Below are 1,925 nucleotides of genomic sequence, written 5' to 3'. Positions count from 1 at the left end.
GCGCGCCCCGGCGAGCAGGTCGGCCTGGCGAGCTACTACGGCAAGCGGCACCACGGGCGGCGGACCGCCAGCGGAAGCCGCTTCGACATGCACGCCATGACCTGCGCGCACCGGACCGCGCCGTTCGGCACCCGGCTCAAGGTGACGTCGCTCGAGTCGGGCAAGAGCGTGGTGGTGAAGGTCACCGACCGCGGCCCGTTCGCCGGCGGGCGGGTGGTGGACCTGTCCTACGCGGCGGCCCGCAAGCTGGGCATGGTCGAGGACGGCGTGGTGCGCGTCCGGGTCGAGCCGGTGGACGGCGACTAGCGGCCGCGCTCCGCGGCGGCCCGGATGTCGGCGATGGCCTTGCGGTAGTCCGGCGCGCCGAACACGGCCGTGCCGGCGACGAGCACGTTCGCGCCCGCGGCCGCGACCTTGGCGGCGGTCTCCGGCTTCACGCCGCCGTCCACCTCGATCTCCAGCGCCTGGCCGCGCGCGTCGGCCATGGCGCGCAGGCGGCGGACCTTCTCGGTGCAGGCCTCGATGTACCTCTGCCCGCCGAAGCCCGGGTTGACCGTCATGACGAGCACCATCTCGCAGTCGCCGAGCACGTACTCGAGGACGGAGAGATCGGTGGACGGGTTGAGCGCCACCGCCGGCCGCGCGCCCGCGGCGCGGATGGCCTGCAGCGTGCGGTGGAGGTGCGGGGAGGCCTCGGCGTGCACCGAGACGAGGTCTGCGCCGGCCTTCGCGAACGCCTCCACGTACTTCTCCGGCTCGACGATCATGAGGTGCGCGTCCACCGGGAGCTTCGTCACCTTGCGCACCGCCTCCACCACCAGCGGGCCGATGGTGATGTTCGGCACGAACCGGCCGTCCATCACGTCCACGTGGATCACGTCGGCGCCGGCGGCCTCGACGGCGCGGACCTCGTCGGCGAGCCGGCCGAAGTCGGCGGAGAGGATCGACGGGGCGATGCGGATGGGCAGGGGCATGGAGGGATCCTAGTCGGTGGAGGGCGCGTCCCGCACCAGCCGCGCGGCGTAGAAGCCGTCCGTCCCGTGGCGGCTGGGGAGGGTGAGGAGATCGCCCCGCGCGTCGAGGACGTCGGCCGGGAAGCCGGCGGGCGGCGGGGCCCGGCGGAAGCCCTCGGCGAGGAGCGCCTCGACCACCTCCGGCCCCTCGGCGCGGGAGAGCGAGCAGATGGAGTAGGTGACCGGCGCGCCCGGCCGGGCGTAGCGCGCCGCGTTCCGGGCGATCTGGCGCTGGAGCGCGGCCATGCGCGGCAGGTCGCCGGGCGCGCGGCGGAGCTTCAGCTCGGGGTGGCGCCGGAGCGTGCCGAGGCCGGCGCAGGGCGCGTCCACCAGCACCGCGTCGAAGCTCCCGGGCTCGAGCCCGGGGATGGGCTTCGCCGCGTCGGCGCAGACCACCCGGACCGCCGCGAGCCCGCGGCGGGCGGCCTCGCGCGCCAGCTCGTCGGCCTTGCGCGGGTGGAGCTCGATCGCCACCACCTCGGCGCCGGGCCCGAGCAGCTCGGCCAGGTGGAACGCCTTCCCGCCCGGCGCGGCGCAGGCGTCGAGGACGCGCGCCGGCCGGCCGGCCAGGTCGCCCGCAGCGAGGAGCGTCACGAGCTGCGCGGCCTCGTCCTGCACCTGGAACGGCACGTCCCCGGCCGCGCGCGCCAGCTCGGCCACCGACGCGCCGGCGAGCACCACGCCGCCCGGCGCGCGGGGCGCGGGCGCGGCGGTGAGCCCGGCGGCGCGGGCCCGCCCCAGCAGCGCCTCGCGATCCGGCGTGCGCACGCACAGCGGGGCCGGCGCGTTCATGGCCCGGGCGAGCGCGAGCGCCTCGCCGGCGCCGAGCCAGGCCACCCACTCCTCGGCCACCCAGCGCGGGAGCGCCTCCGCCGCGGCGACGTGGCCGGCCGGATCGGCGTCGAGCGCCGG

The 1,925-nt window shown here is 77.2% G+C and carries 3 protein-coding genes; 1 reads left to right on the top strand and 2 read right to left on the bottom strand.

Features of this window, described 5'->3' with window-relative positions; all coding sequences use genetic code 11:
* A partial coding sequence (locus PSR1_RS23070) for a septal ring lytic transglycosylase RlpA family protein (protein ID WP_059439622.1) occupies positions 1-306 on the top strand: 306 nt, incomplete at its 5' end.
* Here PSR1_RS23070 and rpe read toward each other — a convergent pair.
* Both rpe and PSR1_RS23060 read right to left on the bottom strand, forming a co-directional pair.
* Positions 303-974, bottom strand: a complete 672-nt coding sequence (gene rpe, locus PSR1_RS23065; protein ID WP_059439621.1) for a ribulose-phosphate 3-epimerase — start codon at positions 972-974, stop codon at positions 303-305. The genes PSR1_RS23070 and rpe overlap by 4 nt on opposite strands.
* 9 nt (positions 975-983) lie before the next feature.
* The coding region (locus tag PSR1_RS23060; RefSeq protein WP_059439620.1) for an RsmB/NOP family class I SAM-dependent RNA methyltransferase at positions 984-1,925 on the bottom strand (942 nt) is incomplete at its 5' end.

This window comes from Anaeromyxobacter sp. PSR-1, assembly GCF_000964525.1.
GTDB lineage: Bacteria > Myxococcota > Myxococcia > Myxococcales > Anaeromyxobacteraceae > Anaeromyxobacter.
This window is presented reverse-complemented; position numbering and strand designations above follow the sequence as displayed.